This window comes from Cupriavidus campinensis (assembly GCF_905397395.1).
GTDB classification, from domain to species: domain Bacteria; phylum Pseudomonadota; class Gammaproteobacteria; order Burkholderiales; family Burkholderiaceae; genus Cupriavidus; species Cupriavidus campinensis.
In genome coordinates, this window is record NZ_CAJPVH010000002.1 from 16,911 (window position 1) to 37,591 (window position 20,681).

Genomic DNA, 20,681 nt, shown 5'->3' on the forward strand with positions numbered 1-20,681 from the left:
CTGGGTCGGTCGTCAGTCGTCAGTAGGCGTCCCGGCCGGTCCAGCCATAGACGGCGGTGTGGACGATGATGCGGAGGTCCAGCACGAAGGACCAGTTGCGGATGTAGAAGATGTCGAACTCGGTACGCCGGCGCATTTTCTCCACCGTGTCGGTGCGGCCCCGGCAGCCGTTGATCTGCGCCCAGCCCGTGATGCCGGGCTTCACGCGGTGGCGCAGCATGTAGCGGTCCACGATCCCCTTGTAGAGCTCGTTGTGCTCGATGGCATGCGGGCGCGGGCCCACCACGGACATCTCGCCGCGCAGCACGTTCAGGAACTGCGGCAGCTCGTCCAGGCTGGTGCGGCGCAGGAAGGCGCCCACGCGCGTCACGCGGGGGTCGCCGGGCGCGGCCTGGGTCACGCCGGCGTCCGTGTGCGCCACCATCGACCGGAACTTGAAGACGTGGAACGGCTGGCCGTCCATGCCGAGCCGAGCCTGCCGGAACAGAATCGGACCCGGTGAGGACAGCCGCACGGCGAGGGCGATGGCCAGCAGCAGCGGCGACAGCCCGAGCAGCACCGCGAGTGCGAACACGCGGTCGAAGCTGGCCTTGACCAGGCCGGTCACGCCCGAGTCGGGCGGGCTGTTGAGGTCGATCACGGGCAGGCCCATGAATTCGGAGAAGCGATGGCCGAGCAGCTCCACGGACATGATGTCCGGCACCCAGCGGATGTCGACCAGGTCGTTGCGGAAGTGGAAGACCACGTCATAGAGGTCGCGGCAGGCCGCCATCGGCAGCGTCAGCCAGATCTCGCGCACGCGGTGGGCGTGCACGAAGGTGCAGACCTGGTCGAGCGAGCGTAGCGGGGCCACGCCTTCGGGGAGGTCGTCGGTGCCGGCTTCGTCGTAGATGCCCACCACCTCGTAGCCGGCGCCGGGAATCTGCGCCACGCGGCGGAACATGTCGTGCCCGAGCGGCCCGTAGCCGAGGATCACCACGCGCTTGGCGTTGATGCCCTGCTGGCGCACGCTGCTCAGGGTGCCGTAGAGCACCACGCGCGAACTCACCAGGCCAACCGCCGACCACGCCACCCAGAGCACCGACCACAGCCGCGATACGCCGGCCACCTGGTGCAGCAGGAAGGCGGACACCAGTGCCAGCAGGCAGACCACGCTCCAGGCCGCCAGCACGCGCACGGCCAGCCCTGCCTTGCTGCGTCCGCGCCAGGACCCGTACAGGCCGCAGGCGGGGAAGATCAGCAGCGCGCCCAGCGCGCAGAAGGCGGTCAGGAAGCCGTGGACCGGCGTGGCGCCGCGCAGGCCGCCGGGGAAGACCAGTTCGCCGATGGCAAAGCCGGTGGCGCCGATGATGAGGGCGTCGGTCACGCGGTACAGGTACTGGAAGGTTCCCTGTCGCCCAGCGACGAAGGCGCGCACTGCTGACATGTTGGTTCTCCTGCCGGGGCGGAGCGGGCCACCCTGTCAGGTATCGTCGTGCTGCCGGGCGGGCGGGTCTGTTTGGTGGCGCACACAGCGGGCGGCATCGCCGGTCAGCGCCGCGGCCCGTCCTTGTCGCGCTTCATGCCGGCCTTGCCCATCGTGCCACTCGCCGCGCCGGTACGGCTCCTCCCGGCCGGCGAGATGGCTGGCGATGCGCTCGAGCATGCCATGCGTCGGCAGGCTCACGGACGGATGCGGCGCCGCCAGCGCCAGCAGCAGCACGACGCCCGCCACCACGCGCGGCGCGGCGCGCAGCGGCCGGGCCGACCATGCCAGGAAGGTGGCGCTGGCGCCGAAGCCCAGCGCCAGCCCGGCCACGACCTCGGCCGGCGAATGGACCTCCAGCGCCAGCCGCGACACCCCCACCACGATGGCGACCGCCACGCTTGCCGCCACGGCCAGCGCCGCCATCGTGCGATGGCGCTCCGGCACCAGCAGCCGCGCCAGCACCGGCAGCACGGCGGCCGCCATCGTGCTGTGCCCGGAGATGCCGGTGAAATCAAAGGCGCGGCTGCCGATGCCCCAGCCCATGTAGGCCAGCTTGCTGGCCACGACCAGCGCGACGGCGCAGCCGAGCGTGAGCGCCCAGCGCACGGCGTTGGCGCGGTCGTGCGGGGCACGGCCCGACTGCAGCCACGCGAACACGACGAGCGCGCAGGGCATGAGCAGTGCGCTTTCGCCAACGCGCGAGACGAGGGGCCAGGCAGACATGGTGCGGCAGCTCACAGAAAAGGATGACGGGGTTAGGCCGGCAGACGGAGGTTCGCCCCGTCGCGCCCGCAGTGTGCGACGCAATGTTCAGCCGCCTCAACCAGCCAGAAGGTGGAGACGGCGCCGCGCGGCGCGCCGCCGCCGGGCGTGCGCCCGGCGCGGGGCATGCGTTTGCGCGGGAAGGTGGAGCCTGGCGGCGGCGGCGTGCGCCCCATGCGGCGCGTGATGCTTCTGGCCAATACGCCCCTTGCCCGCGTTTGGCTATCGTCACATGAATGGCGCACGTCCAGGACGGCGTCATTTCAAAGCCCGCATGGTCCCCCGGTCGGCGGGCTTCTTTTTTGGCGCGACGCCTCGTCGTCGTCCGCCGCGATCATCGCGCGCGCGGTGGCCATGTGCCGGGTAGCCTCCCGCTCGCCGAACTCGCACGCGGCGAGCACGGCGGCGGCCTCGGTGGCAAAGCACCGGCCATGCAGCTCGCCCCGAAACAACAACGGCCCGCCTCCTGCGATGGCGAGCCGAATCTCGAAACAACATGCCCACTTGCCCCGGCCCTCGCGCACGGCAAAGCCATGCACGACCAGGATATTGACGCCCCGTTCCATACGACCCCCTGCGTGGCCACGGCGGCCGGCCTCTCAAAGGCACCGGCTTCAGACCGTGGACTTCTCGCAAGCATAGGTCGCGCGACGCGGCCGCGCCTTCATCCGGTTGCCGTAGTGCCGTCAGCGGAGTGGGGGTGGGGGTAGGGGTGAAGGTGGGAGACGGGCGCTGCGCCGGCATGGCGCGGCTGGGCGCGCAGCATCGCCAGGGCCGCGCGCGGGAAGCACTGGCCGCCGGCCCAGACCAGGGCGGCGGCGGCGCAGACCAGTTCGATCGGGGCGGGCACGGCCAGGCAGCCGCTGGCGCCGATCTGGGCGGCGTAGACCATCAACGCGGCATCGAGCGAGTCGGACAGCACCAGCCAGCGGCGCGGGGACAGTTGTTCGCGCACGCGGTCCAGCAGCGCGCGGGGGTCGCCCTCCACGCCGCTGCAGTCAACGACCGCCATGTCCACCGGGGCGTCCGGCACGGCTTCGGAGGCGTCCGGATTGTCGATGGTGGCGGCGCGCGTCTTCGCATCCGGGGTGTCGAGCAGCCAGTCAGGCGCGTGCCATCGCACGGGCATGGAGATGTCCTGCCCCTCCATGCGTCTGGCGAGGATGCGGCACATCATTTCGTTGCTGGCGATCAGGTAGGTCGTCATCGACAGAGATCGGCTTGTTGGGCGTCTGCACCGCGCGGCGTTGCTTACCGCTGGCGCGACGGTGATCGGACGTCGGTTCACTGAACGCGTGCCAAACGGCACACGCACCGCCTGCCCGCGCGACAGGCGCAGCCGGGAAGGCAACAGATGGCAGGCAGGGGATGGATGACGGTGGCGGCACGCGTCTGGTGACGCAGTCCGCAAATCGGTCTGCAAATCGGCCTGCAATAACGCTAGCAAGCGCAGCCGGTCACCGCCTCATGCTTTCGGATGAGGGCGGGCCGGCAGATGGGGGACGCGAGTGGCAGGCCGCGCGACCGCGCTCAGGCGGCCTCACAGGCCTCCCGGGGCTGCAGGACGGCGGACGTACGGATCGAGGTCGGCGCGGTCACAACAGGCCCCGGCCAGTTCAGCGTGGCGCCGCGCTGGAGCGCGACGTAGACTGCCTCGCCCTTGTTGCGCACGTGCAGGCGCTGATAGAGCGTGCACGCATGGGTCTTTGCCGTGGCCACCGAGATATTGAGCAGCCGGCTGACGGTCTTGATCGGATAGCCGCGCGCGAGCAGGGCCAGCACCTCGTACTGTCGCTCGGTGATATTGAGCAGATGGGCGCCCGCCGTCGGGGTTTCCAGCGGCGTGGCGTGCGACTGCGGGCCGTGGCTCGGCACACCATGCAGCGGCACGACAATCGGCGCGGCGGCATGGCGGCCGTCGCGACCATCCGCATGGGCCGCCGGCACCGGTACCGACGCGGCGTGAACCTCGGGCAGCGGCTGGCCAGGCTGCGCAAACTGATTGGCCGCCGCCTCGGCACCGCGCATCACGGCGATGGGCGACGGGAAGCATTCGCCCCCGGCCAGCACCAGGCGGATGGCGGCTTCGAGCGCCTCGGCGGAGCAGGCTTTCGCCAGCAGGCCGCGCACGGTCTCCGGGAGGCCGAATTCGGGCATGGGTGCCGGCACGTGTTCGGCCAGCACCAGCACGCGCTGCGGCTCCAGCCGCTGGCACAGGCCGGCAAGGCCGAGCCAGCCGGCTTCCGCATCGGCGGGCAGGCCATAGATCAGCAGATCGGCGTGGTGCGTCCACGGATCCGGTTCATGCAGGGACTGGGGATCGATATCGACCAGATCGCCGGGAACATGCGCCTGTGCCAACAGGTGGCGCAGCCCAAGGCGTAGCAAAGGATGTGGCTCGAGCAACAGGATGGTGGCCATGGCCGCTCACTTCTTATTGGCGCGCGCGGATGCCGCGTACAATCCACTGCGCGCTGATTGGACACGCTCCGCTTTTGGCACGGCTGCACGCCCATACGATAGGTATCGCCTCCTGAGCCCTGCAGCGTTTCCCGTCCTGGCTCGCTGCTGTCCTGCCGGCCCTCCCTCGGAGGATGCCTACCGCCCCGTTTCGCGTATTCACGCGTTAGATGCTTCGCAACTCAGATTCAAATTAAATTGAATTCTGGTGTTCAGCATAGGAAGCACGCCGAGTGATTGCAAGCAAATGCTGCATTGCGGGGGTTTTCCCGCGTTGGGTTTTTGCGAGGTCGCTCACGGCACAAAGTGCGTTATATGGCGCTTTTTTTGGCGACTATTTTCCATACGTCACGCGTATGACCTGGATGGTTGCCACGTATGCTTCACATCCCCATCCTCCGATCTCCGACCATCTATATAGGCGAGGACGATAGAGGCAGCTTGGCCTCCCATCGAAAATAATTTACATTGCATTTTGATATTCAAAAGTGCCTGGTACGGATTGGCACTCCGCTAGAACTGTTATAACTCAAGCACTTACCGTCCCTTCTTCATGAGCACGGATCCCGACACGCTGGCCGCCACCAAGCTCACCCGAACCGAATTTGCCGTGGTTCGGGCCTATGCCCAGGGCATGCGGCCAGTCGATATCGCCAATCGCTACCTGCTCGATCCGGACGATGACGATGTGCTGACCGAGCATCAGGCGGTGCAGCGCATCCTGACGCTGCGCGACAGGCTGGTGCAGTTCGCGCTCCAGCATGACCGGCCCGATATCGCGGCCATGTTCGAGGCACTGCGCGGGCGCTCTGACGCCGGGATGACGCGCCGGGTGGACGCGCTGTCGTCCATCGAGCGGCTCGGCCAGGGCCGGCCGCTGCCCGGGCATCAGGTGTCGCTGTGGTTCCGCCCCAGCCTCGCCCGCCGGCTGGCCACGGGGGGCGTACGCACCATCGCCGACCTGACCGATCTGGCGAACCAGCGCGGCAGTAGCTGGTGGCGTGCCGTGCCACGCATCGGGCAGCAATCCGCCGAAATCATCACACGCTGGCTGCGTCAGCAGCAGTTGGAGATTGCCACAGCAGTTCGCCCATATGTGATGCCACCATCACAACATCGTGACCGGCCTGCGCTGGTGCCTGCGCGGCTGGGGCCGGCGATGCGCGATCCTATCCCGCTCGAACACATGCTGACGCCCGCGCCTGACTACCCCGGTGCGATCTCGTTAGGGGATGACCTGCGGTTTATTCGCGACTGGGTGGCTCGCCGCAGCGGCTCCCCGAACACGGCCGGGAGCTACCGCCGGGAGGCCGAGCGGCTGCTGCTATGGGTTGCCCAACAGCGGGGGTCGGTCCAGGCGCTGGAGGCGGACGACCTGGCACGCTACCGCAGCTTCCTGGCCGACCCGCAGCCGGCGAGCTTCTGGTGCGGCCCGGCGGGTGCCCGGGACCGGGCGCTCTGGCGGCCATTCGAAGGGCCGCTTGGCGCAAGTTCGATCGAGGCGTCGATGCGCGTGGTTCGGGCCTTGCTCCGGGCCATGGCGCGGTCGGGGCTGCGGCAAGGTGGCCAGGCTGTGTTGGCCGGTAGCGTACCCGTTGCTGCGTCGGAATCCATCGAAACGAATCGCTCGAATTTGCTTCCGCCCGGTGTCGTCGAGGATTTCCTGGATTGGCTTGGGACGGCAGATCCCTCCCCTAGGCAGCGGGCGGCACGAGCGACGGCGCTGCTATTGCATCGGCACGGTGTGCGGATCTCGGCGCTGCCGGCGATGCGGCTCGGGGATGTCCGCCTGGCCGGGCGCAGCGCGCGGCTGCTGTCCGGGGCACAAAATGAATCCGAAGATTCAGGGTTGCGGCTCGATGAAGATGTCTGGATGGCGCTGCGTGCGCACTGGGCCGATCGGGGGATTCAGGTGGAAGCCGGCTGGAACGCCAATGCTGCCCTGCTCGCGCCGAGCGAATTTCCGGCCACGAAGCGGGGTCGCGCGAAGCAGGCGCAGGACGGTGCGGGCTACGCCGCGAGTGGTCTGGACCAGTTGCTGCGGGGCACCTGGAAGCGCTTCGCGGCGGGGCGCGAACTGCCCGAAATCGGGTTCACGCCGCGCCTCCTGGCGCGCGCCGGGCGCCCGCTGCCGGACGCCCCGAAATGACCCCGAGCGTACCTTTTGCTGCGATCCAAATCTTCGATGAAACAATGAGTTAGCGAAGCGACTGCAAAAAACTCAGAGTAGCGTTTTATCCAGTCCAAAGCGTGCCTTAAGTACCTCGAGCAGGTCCTCCCGGGCATTGCGGTCGGACAGCTGAACATCGAGCATTACCCGACCCGAATCCCACTCCTTGATCGTGCCCAGTAACTGGCCCGATTCGGTCCGAATCTTGTACTGCCGGCTGATCTCCTTGACCTTGCGCGACTTCCCTTCCTGCGCCTGTTTACGGATCGCCTCGACCTCGCGGCTGGACAGGCCGTCGTTCATGATGCGCGTTGCCAGGTCACGCGTGCGGTCCTCGCCGGCGATCTTGCAGAACAGCGTCAGCTCGTAGCCGGCGGCAATCCCGATGGCACTCGGTCGCTCGCGCATCACGCCAAGCACTGAATCCGGCAGCTTCAGCAGCGCCAGGGTCTTGTTGACCGTGCCCGCCGACATACCGGTCAGTTCGCAGATCTCCTCCTCCTTCTGAACCTTGCCTTCGTCCAGCAACTGACGCCAGGCGATGGCATTGTCGAGCGCGGACTGGTCCGAGCGCTGCTCGTTGAGCAGGAACGACAGCCGGTAGAAATCGAGATCGCTGAGGTCGCTCTCGATGAAGCATTCCATCTCGAGCTTGCCGGCGGAGGCCAGGGCACGCTTGCGATAGTGACCGTCGATGAGGATGTAGTGCCCGGGACGCACGGGGTCTGGCGCCGCCAGACCAGGTGTTTTCTGCCCATGCGTGGCGATCGACGCAGCACGTTCCTGGACCACTGCGGGATCATAAATTCGACGCGCATTGAAAGGATTGTCGTGCAGTTGCGCGATGGGGATCTTGATCAGCGTGCGGCCCGTTTCCGACGGTTCCACACTTTCAGCGCTGAAAGTTTGGATTTCGGCAACCGGCAGACGCTCGGCGCGTTGGGTCTGGAGCAACCCGTTCGGATGCTGGGAGATGGCTGCCTCCGCCCTCGCGAAGCGATCCATCGTGTCGTTGCGGGTCTTCTCCGCCGCCATGCCGGCCAGCATGCCAGCCTTGAGGCTCTTCAATTTTGTTGCCATGGGAATTACTCGATCAGGGACAGGACTTCGTCGACCATCATGTCAACCTCCTGTATGGCCTCGCGGGCACCCGGCACACCGTGCACGGTGCAGCCAATGGCCTGGCATTCCCGGAACGCCGAGCGCGAGCCAATCATGGCATTCAGCAGCGGCACATCGCCGTCATCGCCCAGGATCTCGATGGCCTGACGGGCGATCGAGACGCGTCGCTGGACCATATTGGCCATGACGCGGATCTGCAGGGTCTCATTCTGGACCTGGGCATGCTGCGCGAGCGTCTTCGCCGCCACGGCCGCCCACAGATCGGGCGGGGACGGGACGACCGGGATAATCGCGAGGTCGGAAATCAGGAGCGCGCTCGACGGCGCGGCCGAATGCACGGCGGGCGGGCAGTCGACAAGGATGTAGTCGTAGTCGTGGATGAATTTGCGGACTTCGCGGTGCATCGCGCCACCGGACGGCGCCAGGCCGATCACGGAAGCGGGAAACGGGCGCTCATCGCTCGCCTGTGCGGCCCAACGGGTGGCGGTGCCCTGTTCGTCCATATCGACAAGCATGGAACGGGCGCCGCGCAGGCCCAGCGTGCCAGCCAGGTGCATGCTCACCGTGGTCTTGCCACAGCCGCCTTTCTGGTTGAACACGGTAATGATTTTTGCTGCCACACTGGCCTCACTTTCAGCGCTGAAAGCGCACATGACGAGTTCTCTACAGGCGGAACTGTAGCCAAATCGGCAGTGCGCTACAACCCATTTTTCATTATTCAAATTTTATGTGTCGTAACGTCGCACCAGCCCGTCACGGTGAAGGGTAAACACGGCTTACCTTAAATTCGGGGATATTTCCTCTTGAAATGAGGCAGAGAATCCGCCTAAAGTAAAGATAGTGCGCATTACCCCGCACATGACACAGCAGAACAAACTGGTTATGATGCGCGCTACAGTCGAGTCAAGTCGTGTCAACCTCGTTGGCTTCCGTTCGGTATCTACGAGACCTCAACGTGCTTGAACGGTTGTTTGCGTTGTGTACAAGAACTTGCTTCGAAAGGAAATTCCTATGGCAACCGGTACGGTCAAGTGGTTTAACGAGACCAAGGGCTTCGGCTTCATTACCCCGGACGACGGTGGTGCAGATCTGTTCGCGCACTTCTCGGAAATCCAGGGCTCGGGTTTCAAGACCCTGAAGGATGGTCAGCGTGTGACGTTTGAAGTGAAGCAGGGCCCCAAGGGTCTGCAGGCATCGGCGATCAAGCCCGCCTGACCCTGGTTCACTGAACGCCCCGCCACGTGCGCAAGCGCGTGAACGGTAAAGAAAAAGGCAAGCGCTCGTCGCTTGCCTTTTTCGTTCCGGCGGTCAGATCGCCTTCAGGCCAGCTTGCGAACGCTAGTGCGTGACGGCTGCAGGATCAGGGCCTTCGACGAATCAGCATCCACCTTTGCGCCCGGATAGACCACCAGCACATCCTTGAGCGCCTTGCGGAACAGTGCGCGGAACTTGCGCTCGCTCTCGGTCTCCGTGCCGAACTGCATCTGCAGCGCTTCCCACGGGATTTCGGTGCGGCGCTGGATCGTGAAGAACCGGTATGTCAGCCATGAATAGACATCGAGCGCGAACGGCGACTGCTTGAGCGCCTTGAGCGCACGCATATCCACAGGCACCGGGCGGTTTACCAGCTCGTTGAAGAATGGCTCCGACAGCACCACAAAGCTCTCGAACATCGAGCCCTGGCCGGGTTGCATCGGATCCCACCACGTCGACAGCTGGTCGGCCAGCAGGTAGCCCACGCGATCGATCGACAAGGGTTCGTGATTCGGCGTTTGATTGGGCGTCGGCGTCGACTTGTTCTGCACGATCGCAATCGTTGCCGAGAAAAGGCGGATCATCTGCTGGCGCACCAGCGTCATCGTGCCGCGCTTGCCCCCAGTCGCCATCGGAATGCCGAGGTTGTACATGAACTCGGACAGCGAGTTACCCAGTGAGATACGGCGGTCCTCGACCGTGCCCGTAAACTCGCCGCGCTTCTTCTTCGCCATGATCTCCTTGCCAATCCAGGCAAGCATCAGGCGTGGATAGGAGCCGTACGGATACCCTAGCGAAACAGTTTCGGAAACGAGCTTCTGACGACCATTGGCCGCCCGCTCGGAGCGTTGCTGCGTGAAGTAGCCCGGCTGGATCATCAGCGAGATGTTGCCACTGGTGCGCGTCCACACGGGCGGCGCGCCTTTGGGAGCACGATACGGCAACGTCACCTGCACGCTGGCGCGGCTCAGGAAGCCCACCTCGCCGCTTTGCCAGGCGTCCTCGCGCTCCATCGCCTGAGCCTCGTCGAAGAGGCGCTGGAATTTCTCGGACGGAACCAGGACGTTCTCGTTTCCGGGAACGATGATGCGGGAAGGCTCGTGATCCCCTTGCAGGACGGAGCGATCCCCCTCGGTGGCCAGGGAGCGTTTGATGGGCATATTGACGGGCTTCGGATTACCCGCCTTTTTACGCGAACCCGTAAACGTTGTCACGCAGAAACAGGTACGTATACGTTCTTTGTGTTTTTCCGGTGCCGAGCGCTGTTGACGTCTTGCCTGCGGTTGCGGTGCCACACCGCCAGCTTGTTTGCAGGCGATCTGTTTGAGGTTTCGGGTTTCTCAAGATTGGCAGGATGTCCGGCATGCGGTGGGCAACCCGACAGGGTTGTCCACGGTTGGCGGCACATCAGCTACAAGTAAACGATACCGATACGGGTTAACTACTTGTAAACCGTATACGGAGGGAAAACGGGCTTGATTTCAAAAGGAAAATGAACGCCCAGCGAACCCGATTCTGCGTGGAACCGTACTCGATTCTGCGAAGCCCCGAACCCGAATCTGCGACTGGGCGAACCCGTTTCAGCGGAAAGCGCGAACCGGATTCTGCGGGGATAACTCACTGATCCCACAGGCTTTTCCACAGTGGGACGCGCCCAAAGCGTACCTGATTCTGCGTGACCTGTGCTCGGCGACCGCTTCCCTGCTCGGAAGCCCTGTGAACAACCGTGTTATCCCCGCAGAAATGGGTGCGCGGGCGGGCTGCGTGATGGCTCAAGCGTACCCGATTCTGCGGACTCGACGCCCTAGAACGTACCTGTTTCTGCGCTGGGCAGGTTCGGGGCCGACCACATCCTGTGCGTACCCGTTTCTGCGGCGTACCCAATTCTGCGGAATGACATCACTTTGCTGCGCCGCCGGCAAACGTACCCATTTCTGCGCTGGTTCTGCTCGTCACAATCTCCGGGAGCGTACCCAAATCTGCGTGGACCGGAGGCGCAATGCGTCAGCCTGCAGAAGCAGCACAACTATACCACTGCCTTCCAGTAAAAGCCAGTGCTCACTCTCAACGTATACGTGGCTGCGACGAGATATCCATGCCGTACCCGTTTCTGCGCCATGTCGCTCTTCCGCATTGCGGCCGGACACGTATACATCACCGGTATCGTGGGCGCCCGTACCCGTTTCTGCGAGCACATTGATGCTGTCCGTCCCGGGTGCCATCGAAGAGCGTACCCATTTCTGCGTCCCAATCGCTGGGATGGGCCGCATACGTCGAGAAATTGCCGCGTACCAGATTCTGCGGGGACAACTCGACGCGAAATCCGGCCTCGGTCGGCCTATGACAGTGGGGTGGTGCCTTAAGCGAAGGGAGGGAGCGGACGAACTGCGTACCCGTTTCTGCGTGCGAATGCGGGAGGCCAGGGCGGCAATCCGCCGCCGACCGTACCCATTTCTGCGGAGATCAGTCAGGAAGGCGTACCCGTTTCTGCGGCGCGACTGCGCAGGGTACGAAGGAAGAACCACATCAAAGCGAAGCCGGACGACCAGGAAGCCTGATCCGACGAAAAACAGGCGAAAAAAAACCCCGCCAGTGATGGCGGGGCTCTTTTCGGTGCTGGCACACCTTGCGGCGTGCCGGAGCTACCTTGGCTTACAGCGGCGTGATGTTCGCAGCTTGCAGACCCTTCGGGCCGTTCTTGACTTCGAACGACACGCGTTGGTTTTCCTGCAGCGACTTGAAGCCGTCGGCGCGCACTTCGGAGAAGTGGGCGAACAGGTCATCACCGCCTGCGTCCGGCTTGATAAAGCCGAAGCCCTTGGCGTCATTGAACCACTTGACGATACCGGTTTGCATGGTATTGCTTTCCAAAAAAAGATAAAAAAGAAACCGATGGTGCACACACCATCGCACTGCCAACTCAAGGAAAGGACACCATGGACAACCGAAGTACCAACGGTGGCTAACGAATGAACTGTTGCCTCGTCGCTTGAATCTAGCTGAGGTTTATACGGGGGATTCGCCGCCTCGTCAAGGTGGGGATTCCCCGGCAGGGGCTGGCAGCGTCACGTGGGCCTATGGGATCATCCTGCCTTTTGCCTATTGTCTGTCATGCAGCCCTTGACGCCGCCCCGGGCCGGGCGAGCCGAGCCGCAGCAGACGCGCAACAGATCCAGGAGACCCCCACATGTCCCTACCGGACCCCGCCGAGCGGCCGGGCAGCGATGCCGCGCCCGCCTTTCAGTCCAGCCCGGCCCCCGCCAGCCTCGCCGAGCGCCTGTTCCGCCTGGCCGAGCACAACACCAATGTGCGCACCGAAGTGCTGGCCGGCGTGACCACGTTCCTGACCATGGCGTACATCATCTTCGTCAATCCGAGCATTCTTGGCGATGCCGGCGTGCCGAAGGACGCGGTGTTCGTCGCCACCTGCGTGGCCGCAGCCATCGGCACGCTGATCATGGGGCTCTTTGCGAATTATCCGATCGCAATGGCGCCGGGCATGGGCCTCAACGCCTACTTCGCCTATACGGTGGTCAAGGGCATGGGTCTGCCGTGGGAAGCGGCGCTCGGTGCGGTGTTCATCTCCGGCTGCCTGTTCCTGCTGGTCACGCTGTTCCGCATCCGGGAGATGATCGTCAAGGGCATTCCGCATGCGATCCGGGGCGCGATCACGGCGGGCATCGGACTGTTCCTGGCGATCATCGCGCTGAAGAACGCCGGCATCATCGCGGCCAGCCCGGCCACCCTGGTCACCATCGGCGATCTGCACCAGCCGCCTGCGATCATGGCCATCATCGGCTTCTTCGTGATCGTTGCGCTGGACCGCCTGAAGGTGAAGGGCGCGATCCTGATCGGCATCCTGCTCACCACGGTGCTGAGTTTCCTGTTCGGCGGCAACACCTTCCACGGCGTGTTCTCGGCGCCGCCGTCGATCGCGCCCACGCTGTTCAAGCTCGATATTGCCGGCGCGCTGTCCATCGGCATCATCAACGTGGTGCTGGTGTTCTTCCTGGTCGAACTGTTCGATGCCACCGGCACGCTGATGGGCGTGGCCAACCGCGCCGGGCTGCTCAAGGCCGGCAAGATGAACCGGCTCAATCGGGCGCTGATGGCCGACAGCACGGCGATCATGGCCGGCTCGCTGCTCGGCACGTCGTCGACCACGGCCTATATCGAGAGCGCGTCCGGCGTGCAGGCCGGCGGCCGTACCGGCCTGACCGCCGTGACCGTGGCCGTGCTGTTCCTGGCCTGCCTGTTCATCGCACCGCTGGCCGGCACGGTGCCGGCCTATGCCACCGCGCCGGCGCTGCTCTACGTCTCCTGCCTGATGCTGCGCGAGCTGGTCGATATCGACTGGACCGATGTCACCGAAGTCGTGCCCGCCGTGCTCACCGTCCTCGGCATGCCGTTCACGTACTCGGTGGCCAATGGCGTCGCGTTCGGCTTTATTGCCTACGCGGTGCTGAAGCTGCTGACCGGCCGCGCGCGCGAGGTGCCGGTCATGGCGTGGATCATCGCCGCCGTGTTTCTGTTCAAGTTCTATTACCTGCCGGGGCATTGAATCCGCCCGCATCCGCCCGATGGCGTACCCGATTCTGCGTCAAATGTGAGCGCTCATTAACCTGATGGGTCGCCTGCGGCGTGCGATTCTGATCTCACACTAAAGTATGAGACATGAATGAAAACGATCACTTCGGGCTGGACAAACCGTCTCAAATGCACTGAACTAGAGGCGAAGTAGACGAAGGGCGCGTGAGAGCGCCCTTTCTTGACTCCGGCCTATGTCGAGGCCGCGCCCCGCGCGCGGCGGCCGCCATCGGCCGAGGGCATCCAACGAGACCGTCTTGCAGCGACGGCGGGGCCACCACGAGATCACAGAAGTCATAAACAGACCACACGGCCGACACGTGTGGCAGACAACAGACAGCTCAAAACCAAACGTAGACAGTGGTAATCGTACGCAGTGCCGGGGGTGTTGTTCAACGGGGAACAAATCATGACCGCAGGAGAGATCCGGCGTCCCGAATTCGGGCCCATCAGTGCATCCGCCAGTCGATCGATTCACCGCGCGCCATTGGCCAGTGACGCGTCCGCCATTTCACTACGGGATGCCGACCTAGGCGGCCCGGACACCGAAGTCGCCGTGCTGCTCGCCGAGGACACGGAGATTTCGCCACGCACGCGCCAGGCCGTCGAGGCCCTGATGCAACGCCATCGCATGCTGGCCGAGGAACTCGCGCGCCAGCGCACCTTGCTCCAGGAATGGATCCTGAGCCAGCTCACCTACAAGGCGCTTTACTTCCAGTACTCCGGCCAGTCGCCCGAAGCGCCCAGCGTGGACCTGATGCGCGAGAAGGACATGGTGCGCCGCCGTATCCGCGACCAACTGCACGCCGGCCGTGATTACGACAGCGTGCTCGAAGAACAGTCTCGCAGTCTGTCCAGACCGTGATACCGACGTTGAGTGCGGGGGAACTCCCCCTGCCGGCGGAACCCAGCCGGGCCATGTGGCCCGCTTCCGGCCCGATTGCCGGCACCGCCGCGAACAAGAAGACAAACGTCAGGGAGAACGGCATGGACCGACTGTGCAAAGCGTCGACACGCTCCGCACAGATCGTGCTGGTGTCGCGTTACGAAGATTTTGGATTCAGTGCCGAGCAATTCGGCCAGGGGTGGGAGATCCGGCGCGTGCAGCAGGTGCGCGACCTGGAGCGCGTCGTGCGCGGCAGTGCGCCCATGGCGGGCATCCTCGACCTGCAATCGAGCTATTCCGATGCGGAGCTGACCCAACTGGAGCAGGGCCTCCAGCATCTGCACGTGACCTGGGTGGCCATCACCTCCAACGAGATGATCGAGGACGAGCGCATCCGCCGCATGATCCGCGACTATTGCGTGGATTACGTGCGCACGCCGTTCTCGTTCGACGAACTGGCGTACACGCTCAAGCACGCCCACGGCATGGCCAGCCTGCATGGCGTGCGCGCGCCGGAGCATGTGCCGCACGGCCCGATGATCGGCGACTGCAACGTCATGCGCGTGATGTTCCGCTCGCTGGCCAAGGTGGCCCACAACGACGCGCCGGTCTTTATCTCGGGCGAGTCCGGCACCGGCAAGGAGCTGGCCGCGCAGGCGATCCACGAGGCGTCGAGCCGCCGCAAGGGCCCGTTCGTGGCGATCAACTGCGGCGCCATCCCCTCGCACCTGGTGCAGTCCGAACTGTTCGGCTACGAGAAAGGCGCGTTTACCGGCGCCAACGCGCGCAAGATCGGCTGGATCGAGCAGGCGCAGGGCGGCACGCTGTTCCTCGATGAAATCGGCGACCTGCCGCTCGAGAGCCAGGTGGCGCTGCTGCGCTTCCTGCAGCAGGGCTGCATCACGCGGTTGGGCGGCCATCAGTCGATTCCGCTCGACCTGCGCATCATCTCGGCCACGCACGTGGACCTGGTGCTGGCGCAGACCGACGGCCGCTTCCGTTCCGACCTGTTCCACCGGCTCTGCGTGCTGACGCTGACGATTCCGCCGCTGCGCGACCGTGGCGAGGATATCCTGCTGCTGGCCAACGCGGTGCTGACCGAGCACGGGCACGAGGCCCACCGGCGCATTCGCGGCTTCTCGGCGTGCGCCACGCAGGCGATGATGCAGTACGCGTGGCCCGGGAATGTGCGGGAACTGATCAACCGCGTGCGGCGCGCCATCGTCATGACGGACAACCGCAAGATCACCGCGGAAGACCTGCAACTGCACGGGGGTGTGGAGGTGCCGCGCAAGACGCTCGATGCCATCCGCGAGGAGGCGGAGCGCGAGGCGATCCGCACGGTGATGGCCAGCCACGGTTTCCACGTGGTGCCGGCGGCGCGGGAGCTCAATGTCTCGCGCGTGACGCTGTACCGGCTCATGCACAAGCACAACATCCGCGTCGATTCGCAACCGGGCGCCGTGGCGGAGTAGGTTGCCGCGGAGTAAGTTACCGAAGTGCCAGGGGGGGCCCGGCGACGTCCGCTCGCCGGACCCCCTTCGTCCCACCGCCCGGACAGCAGCGGCAGGCTAGCGCGGCCTGGCCCGCGCGGAGATCGTCCTTAATCCCTCCCTTTCTCTTTCCCTCTCAAGAATCGTTCCTGGCGCCTCCCTAGTCATTCAAGTCATGCTGATCTTGTCGCGCCGGTGCCGTGGCGGCGTGGCGTCGGTCGGCCCGCGCGTGGGCAGCGGGTCGCGCGGCTCGGCGCTCTCGCGCGCCTGGCGCGCGTCGGGGTGGGGCGCGCTCTGGTCGGGCGCGAAGGTCAGGTCGCCCCAGGCCCAGGCGAAGCTGCGCACATAGCTGTCGTTGCTGAGGGCGGCGTGACTGTTGAGGTTGGCGCAGTCGGGCCGGTCGAAGTACGCGTAGTTGCCGGCGAACGCGGCAGTCGTCGCGGTCGAGAGCAGCGCCAGCGCGATGATGGCGGGGACTCTGGCGTTCATGGGTGGCTCACTCCCTTGCTGGAAAAAGGTGCCCGCCGGGGGACGGAGCACGTAAAGCTTTCAAATACTGCAAGCAATGCCGTTGTCGGTTGTCATCCACTGTTGTCCTTGCGACGTGGCCTCAGCATGCCGGCAACCCGTTGCGGCGCCGGCTGGCGGACACCGCGAGCGTTCGGCTGGCCGCCGCGCAATACGAGGCAACCGGGCGCAGTGGCTGGCGGGGCGACGGAAGCAGGGGCGGCGACAGCAGGTCAATCACGGACGGTGCGGGGCCCGCCAATCGATGGGCGCGCCTGCGTGCCGTCATTCGTGCGGGCGGATGACGCATGGCGGGGGGTCCTCCTGCGTGGTCTGTCGAATAGTTGTCAAAGGCGCGTGCTTCTCCCTGCCCGGTACAGAGCGACAAGTGTGCCAATGCACGCGAAACGCTTGTTTTATAGGGGTTGCGCGACTTTGGCACATGCGCCGGCCCCGGAGCGGGCCGTCAGGCGGCGTCGATCGGTTTCGCCGCTGTAACGCAAGCGGACGGAGGCGCGCGTGGCCGTGTGACATGTGGCAGGGCGGTTAGGGCGGGCGGTGCGTCATCATGCGGCGCCCATGCTCCCGGCCACGCTGCCAAGGTGGGAGGCGGTGGCAGATGTCGCCCCTGAATGACCCCCCGGCGCCACGCCGTTGCGCGTGCCGGTGGGGCGGCAGGGCCGATGGCGCGTCCTGATGCGCGACCCGGGCGCCCTGGCGCCGGGGCGCGGCACGAGGGTGCACCCGGTTGCAGGGCTGAAACATGGGTCTGGCGGGGAGGATCGACGCAGAAACGGGTACGCTCGCCGGCCCGCAGGTCGGCGGGGCCGGGCAGGGGAGGCGGGGAGTGTGGTGCCGGTGGCTAGCGCGGGGTGCCCGACGGCACCGATGCTCCCGGTGCCATCGGTGCCGGTCGGTCGCCGGGGGTGGCGTTCGAGGTGGCGCCGGAAATGGGCTTCGGGCCCGGCTGTCCACGCTGTTGTTCGCAGCCAGCCAGCGCCAGCAGGCCAAGGCAGAGCGCGGCAACGGGGCGCCTGATCGAGGTGCGGATCACGGAAGTCTCCTGTTCCTGGCCGGGCGCGGCGGGTCCGCGCGCCGGCGGGTGTGCCTGAACCTACTGTAGCAGGTTGCACCGGCGCCGCTCCGGATGCGCATTATCATGAACGCAGGTCGGACGCGCGCGGACAGACAGCCCCGGCCGCGTCGTCCATGCTCTGAACGTGACGAGGTCATCACCCTTCACCATCCGAGATCCGGCATGCCTCCTGAACAAGCTTCCCGGCCGCCCGAGGGCGCACCGCCCCGGCCTCAGCGTGGACGGATCCTGCCCGACCGCCATACGGCCGCGCGCACCTTCCGCGTGGTCACCGCCGCCATCCAGGCCTGGTTCGAGCACCGCGCGGCCAGCAAGGGCGCGGCACTCTCCTTCTATATGTTGTTCTCGCTTGCGCCGATCCTGGTGCTGGTGATTTCGATCGCCGGCCTGTTCTTCGGCGCCGAAGCCGCGCGCGGCGAGATCTTCTCCCAGCTCAACGGCCTGGTGGGGGAGCAGGGCGCCGCCGCCATCCAGGAGATCCTGGCCGCCACGCACCGCGCTGGCGGCGGTGGCGTGGCGGCGGCCATCGCGTTCGGCATCCTGATCGTGGGTGCGACGAGTGCCTTCGCCGAACTCAAGAGCAGCCTGGACGACATCTGGCACGCCCCGCCCCCGGCCGGCGCCGGCTGGAAGACGCTGCTGCGCGCGCGGGTGCTGTCGTTCAGCATCGTGCTGGCGCTCGCCTTCATGCTGCTGGTCTCGCTGGTCGTCAACGCCGCGCTGGCCGTGGTGGACCGCTTCTGGGGTGCGCTCTGGACCGCCTCCTGGTTCGCCCCGGTGGCGGACGCCATCTCTACGGCGTTCTCGTTCGCCGTGGTCACGGCCCTGTTCGCGGTGATCTTCAAGATGCTGCCCAACGCCCGCATCGCCTGGCGGGATGTGACGATGGGGGCGATCATCACCGCGCTGCTGTTCGCCGTGGGCAAGCGGCTGATCGGGCTCTACCTGGGGAACAGCGCGGTGGCGTCGTCCTATGGCGCGGCCGGCTCGGTCGTGGCGCTGATGTTGTGGGTGTACTATTCGGCACAAATATTCTTCTTCGGGGCCGAGCTGACGCGCCAGTACGCGTTGCAGTTCGGCAGCCTGCGCGGGCACGATCCGGCCAAGGAAAACCGCGCGGAGCCGGGTACCACGCGCGGTGCCACCCCGCCGGGGGCCGCGAACCGGTAAAATACCGCCCCATTCCCTGTGCCCCGCCCGGGGCCCTCCACCCGATCCTGCCTGTCAGTCACCAGATTCCGTTGCCGTGAGCTCGCTCGTTTCCGAAATTGCGCGTCGTCGCACCTTTGCCATCATCTCTCACCCCGACGCGGGCAAGACCACGCTGACCGAAAAACTGCTGTGGTTCGGCGGCGCCATCCAGGTGGCCGGCGAAGTGCGCGCCCGCAAGGCCGACCGCCATGCCACGTCCGACTGGATGGAGCTGGAAAAGCAGCGCGGCATCTCGGTGACCTCGTCGGTCATGCAGTTCCCGTACCGCCGCCGGCCGGACGTGCCCGAGAACATCGTCAACCTGCTGGACACCCCGGGCCACGAGGACTTCTCCGAAGACACCTACCGTACGCTGACCGCCGTCGACTCGGCGGTGATGGTGATCGACTCGGTGAACGGCGTGGAAGCGCAGACCATCAAGCTGCTCAACGTCTGCCGCCTGCGTGACACGCCCATCCTGACCTTCATCAACAAGCTCGACCGCGAAGGCCGTTCGCCGATCGAACTGCTCGATGAAATCGAGGACGTGCTCAAGATCCAGTGCGCGCCGATGACCTGGCCGATCGGCATGGGCAAGGCGTTCCGCGGCGTGTACCACATGATCGACGACAAGGTGCAGCTGTTCGACCCCAAGGGCGAAAAGGGCACCGCCGCGATCCTGGACGGGCTGGACAACCCCGAACTCGACCGCATCCTGGGCAGCCAGGCCGACGAGTTGCGCGTGGAAATCGAACTGGTACGCGGTGCTTCGCACACCTTCGACAAGGAAGCCTTCCTCTCCGGCAAGCAGACCCCGGTCTACTTCGGCTCGGCGATCAACAACTTCGGCGTGCAGTCGATGCTGGACGCGCTGTGCGAGCTGTCGCCCCCGCCGCTGGCGCGCCAGACCGAGAGCCGCGTGGTGGTGCCGGAGGAAGCCAAGTTCACCGGCTTCGTGTTCAAGATCCAGGCGAACATGGACCCGCGCCACCGCGACCGCATCGCCTTTGTGCGCGTGTGCTCGGGCAAGTTCGACCGGGGCATGAAGCTGCTGCACGTCTCGGCCGGCAAGACCGTGGCCATCAACAACGCCATCACCTTCATGGCGCAGGACCGCAACACCACCGAGGAAGCCTACGCGGGCGACATCATCGGCGTGCCCAACCACGGCACGATCCGCCTCGGCGATGTGTTCACCGAGGGCGAGTCGCTCAAGTTCACCGGGATTCCGTCGTTCGCGCCCGAGTTCTTCCGCCGCGCGCGCTTGAACAACCCGCTCAAGGTCAAGCAGTTGCAGAAGGGTTTGCAGCAGCTGGCCGAAGAGGGCGCGACGCAGATGTTCCGCCCGCTGGCGTCGAACGATCTGGTGCTCGGCGCGGTCGGTATCCTGCAGTTCGACGTGGTGGCGCACCGGCTGGAGCACGAGTACGGCGTGGATGCGATCTTCGAATCCCATGAATGCGCCACGGCGCGCTGGCTGCGTGGCGATGCCGCCGAGATCGAGAAACTGATCGAGAAGGCCGGCCACAACGTGGCGCTGGACGGCGCCGGTGACCACGTCTACCTGGCGCCCAGCATGGTCAACCTGCGCCTGACGCAGGAGCGCTTCCCGAACCTCCAGTTCCTGGAAACGCGCGAGATTGTCTGACATCTCCTGCTAGAATCCTGAGCTTGTACGATGACCG

General features: G+C 65.5%; 17 protein-coding genes. 7 read left to right on the top strand and 10 right to left on the bottom strand.

Going from position 1 to position 20,681, the window contains the following annotated elements; all coding sequences use genetic code 11:
• Positions 1-19 precede the first annotated feature (19 nt).
• The 5 genes from KHO18_RS01645 to KHO18_RS01665 form a co-directional block, all read right to left on the bottom strand.
• Positions 20-1,426, bottom strand: a complete 1,407-nt coding sequence (locus KHO18_RS01645; protein WP_211942684.1) for an undecaprenyl-phosphate glucose phosphotransferase — start codon at positions 1,424-1,426, stop codon at positions 20-22.
• Between the two features lie 36 nt (positions 1,427-1,462).
• Positions 1,463-2,191 carry a phosphatase PAP2 family protein gene (locus KHO18_RS01650; RefSeq protein ID WP_144201063.1) on the bottom strand — a complete coding sequence of 243 codons (729 nt, stop codon included), beginning with the start codon at positions 2,189-2,191 and terminating at the stop codon, positions 1,463-1,465.
• A gap of 302 nt (positions 2,192-2,493) precedes the next feature.
• Positions 2,494-2,796 carry a hypothetical protein gene (locus KHO18_RS01655; RefSeq protein WP_244844460.1) on the bottom strand — a complete coding sequence of 101 codons (303 nt, stop codon included), beginning with the start codon at positions 2,794-2,796 and terminating at the stop codon, positions 2,494-2,496.
• A 98-nt stretch (positions 2,797-2,894) separates the two neighbouring features.
• Positions 2,895-3,437: a DNA-binding response regulator gene (locus tag KHO18_RS01660; RefSeq protein WP_244844462.1), complete on the bottom strand. Its 543-nt coding sequence runs from the start codon at positions 3,435-3,437 to the stop codon at positions 2,895-2,897.
• 323 nt (positions 3,438-3,760) lie between these two features.
• A complete protein-coding gene (locus tag KHO18_RS01665; protein ID WP_144201061.1) occupies positions 3,761-4,651 on the bottom strand; it encodes a helix-turn-helix transcriptional regulator in 891 nt (296 codons plus the stop codon).
• A gap of 592 nt (positions 4,652-5,243) precedes the next feature.
• Here KHO18_RS01665 and KHO18_RS01670 point away from each other — a divergent pair.
• The gene (locus KHO18_RS01670; RefSeq protein ID WP_144201059.1) at positions 5,244-6,839 is read left to right on the top strand and encodes a phage integrase family protein; all 1,596 of its coding nucleotides are present in this window, start codon (positions 5,244-5,246) and stop codon (positions 6,837-6,839) included.
• A gap of 72 nt (positions 6,840-6,911) precedes the next feature.
• Here KHO18_RS01670 and KHO18_RS01675 read toward each other — a convergent pair whose 3' ends face one another.
• Positions 6,912-7,940, bottom strand: a complete 1,029-nt coding sequence (locus KHO18_RS01675) for a ParB/RepB/Spo0J family partition protein (protein WP_211942685.1) — start codon at positions 7,938-7,940, stop codon at positions 6,912-6,914.
• A gap of 5 nt (positions 7,941-7,945) precedes the next feature.
• Complete coding sequence (locus KHO18_RS01680; RefSeq protein ID WP_144201200.1) at positions 7,946-8,602, bottom strand: AAA family ATPase; 657 nt, start codon at positions 8,600-8,602, stop codon at positions 7,946-7,948.
• Between the two features lie 391 nt (positions 8,603-8,993).
• Between KHO18_RS01680 and KHO18_RS01685 the strand changes: the two genes are divergently transcribed.
• A complete protein-coding gene (locus KHO18_RS01685; protein WP_006159056.1) occupies positions 8,994-9,197 on the top strand; it encodes a cold-shock protein in 204 nt (67 codons plus the stop codon).
• A 104-nt stretch (positions 9,198-9,301) separates the two neighbouring features.
• Here the strand turns inward: KHO18_RS01685 and KHO18_RS01690 are convergent, their stop codons facing one another.
• Positions 9,302-10,396 carry a replication protein RepA gene (locus KHO18_RS01690; protein WP_144201054.1) on the bottom strand — a complete coding sequence of 365 codons (1,095 nt, stop codon included), beginning with the start codon at positions 10,394-10,396 and terminating at the stop codon, positions 9,302-9,304.
• Between the two features lie 1,492 nt (positions 10,397-11,888).
• Positions 11,889-12,092 carry a cold-shock protein gene (locus KHO18_RS01695; RefSeq protein WP_008646365.1) on the bottom strand — a complete coding sequence of 68 codons (204 nt, stop codon included), beginning with the start codon at positions 12,090-12,092 and terminating at the stop codon, positions 11,889-11,891.
• Between the two features lie 331 nt (positions 12,093-12,423).
• On the opposite strand from KHO18_RS01695, the gene KHO18_RS01700 reads away from it, so the two are divergent.
• The 3 genes from KHO18_RS01700 (at position 12,424) to KHO18_RS01710 (ending at position 16,184) form a co-directional block, all read left to right on the top strand.
• Positions 12,424-13,797: an NCS2 family permease gene (locus KHO18_RS01700; RefSeq protein WP_144201052.1), complete on the top strand. Its 1,374-nt coding sequence runs from the start codon at positions 12,424-12,426 to the stop codon at positions 13,795-13,797.
• Between the two features lie 435 nt (positions 13,798-14,232).
• Positions 14,233-14,688, top strand: coding sequence for a hypothetical protein (locus tag KHO18_RS01705; RefSeq protein ID WP_144201050.1), 456 nt, complete (start codon positions 14,233-14,235; stop codon positions 14,686-14,688).
• Positions 14,689-14,810: 122 nt separating this feature from the next.
• A complete protein-coding gene (locus tag KHO18_RS01710; protein WP_144201198.1) occupies positions 14,811-16,184 on the top strand; it encodes a sigma-54-dependent transcriptional regulator in 1,374 nt (457 codons plus the stop codon).
• Between the two features lie 186 nt (positions 16,185-16,370).
• On the opposite strand, the gene KHO18_RS01715 is transcribed toward KHO18_RS01710, so the two are convergent.
• Positions 16,371-16,691 carry a hypothetical protein gene (locus KHO18_RS01715; protein WP_144201048.1) on the bottom strand — a complete coding sequence of 107 codons (321 nt, stop codon included), beginning with the start codon at positions 16,689-16,691 and terminating at the stop codon, positions 16,371-16,373.
• A gap of 1,276 nt (positions 16,692-17,967) precedes the next feature.
• On the opposite strand from KHO18_RS01715, the gene KHO18_RS01720 reads away from it, so the two are divergent.
• Positions 17,968-18,975 carry a YihY/virulence factor BrkB family protein gene (locus KHO18_RS01720; protein ID WP_211942686.1) on the top strand — a complete coding sequence of 336 codons (1,008 nt, stop codon included), beginning with the start codon at positions 17,968-17,970 and terminating at the stop codon, positions 18,973-18,975.
• Between the two features lie 76 nt (positions 18,976-19,051).
• Entirely contained in the window at positions 19,052-20,644 is a 1,593-nt protein-coding gene (locus KHO18_RS01725; protein WP_144201042.1) for a peptide chain release factor 3, read from the top strand.
• The last annotated feature ends 37 nt before the right edge of the window (positions 20,645-20,681 follow it).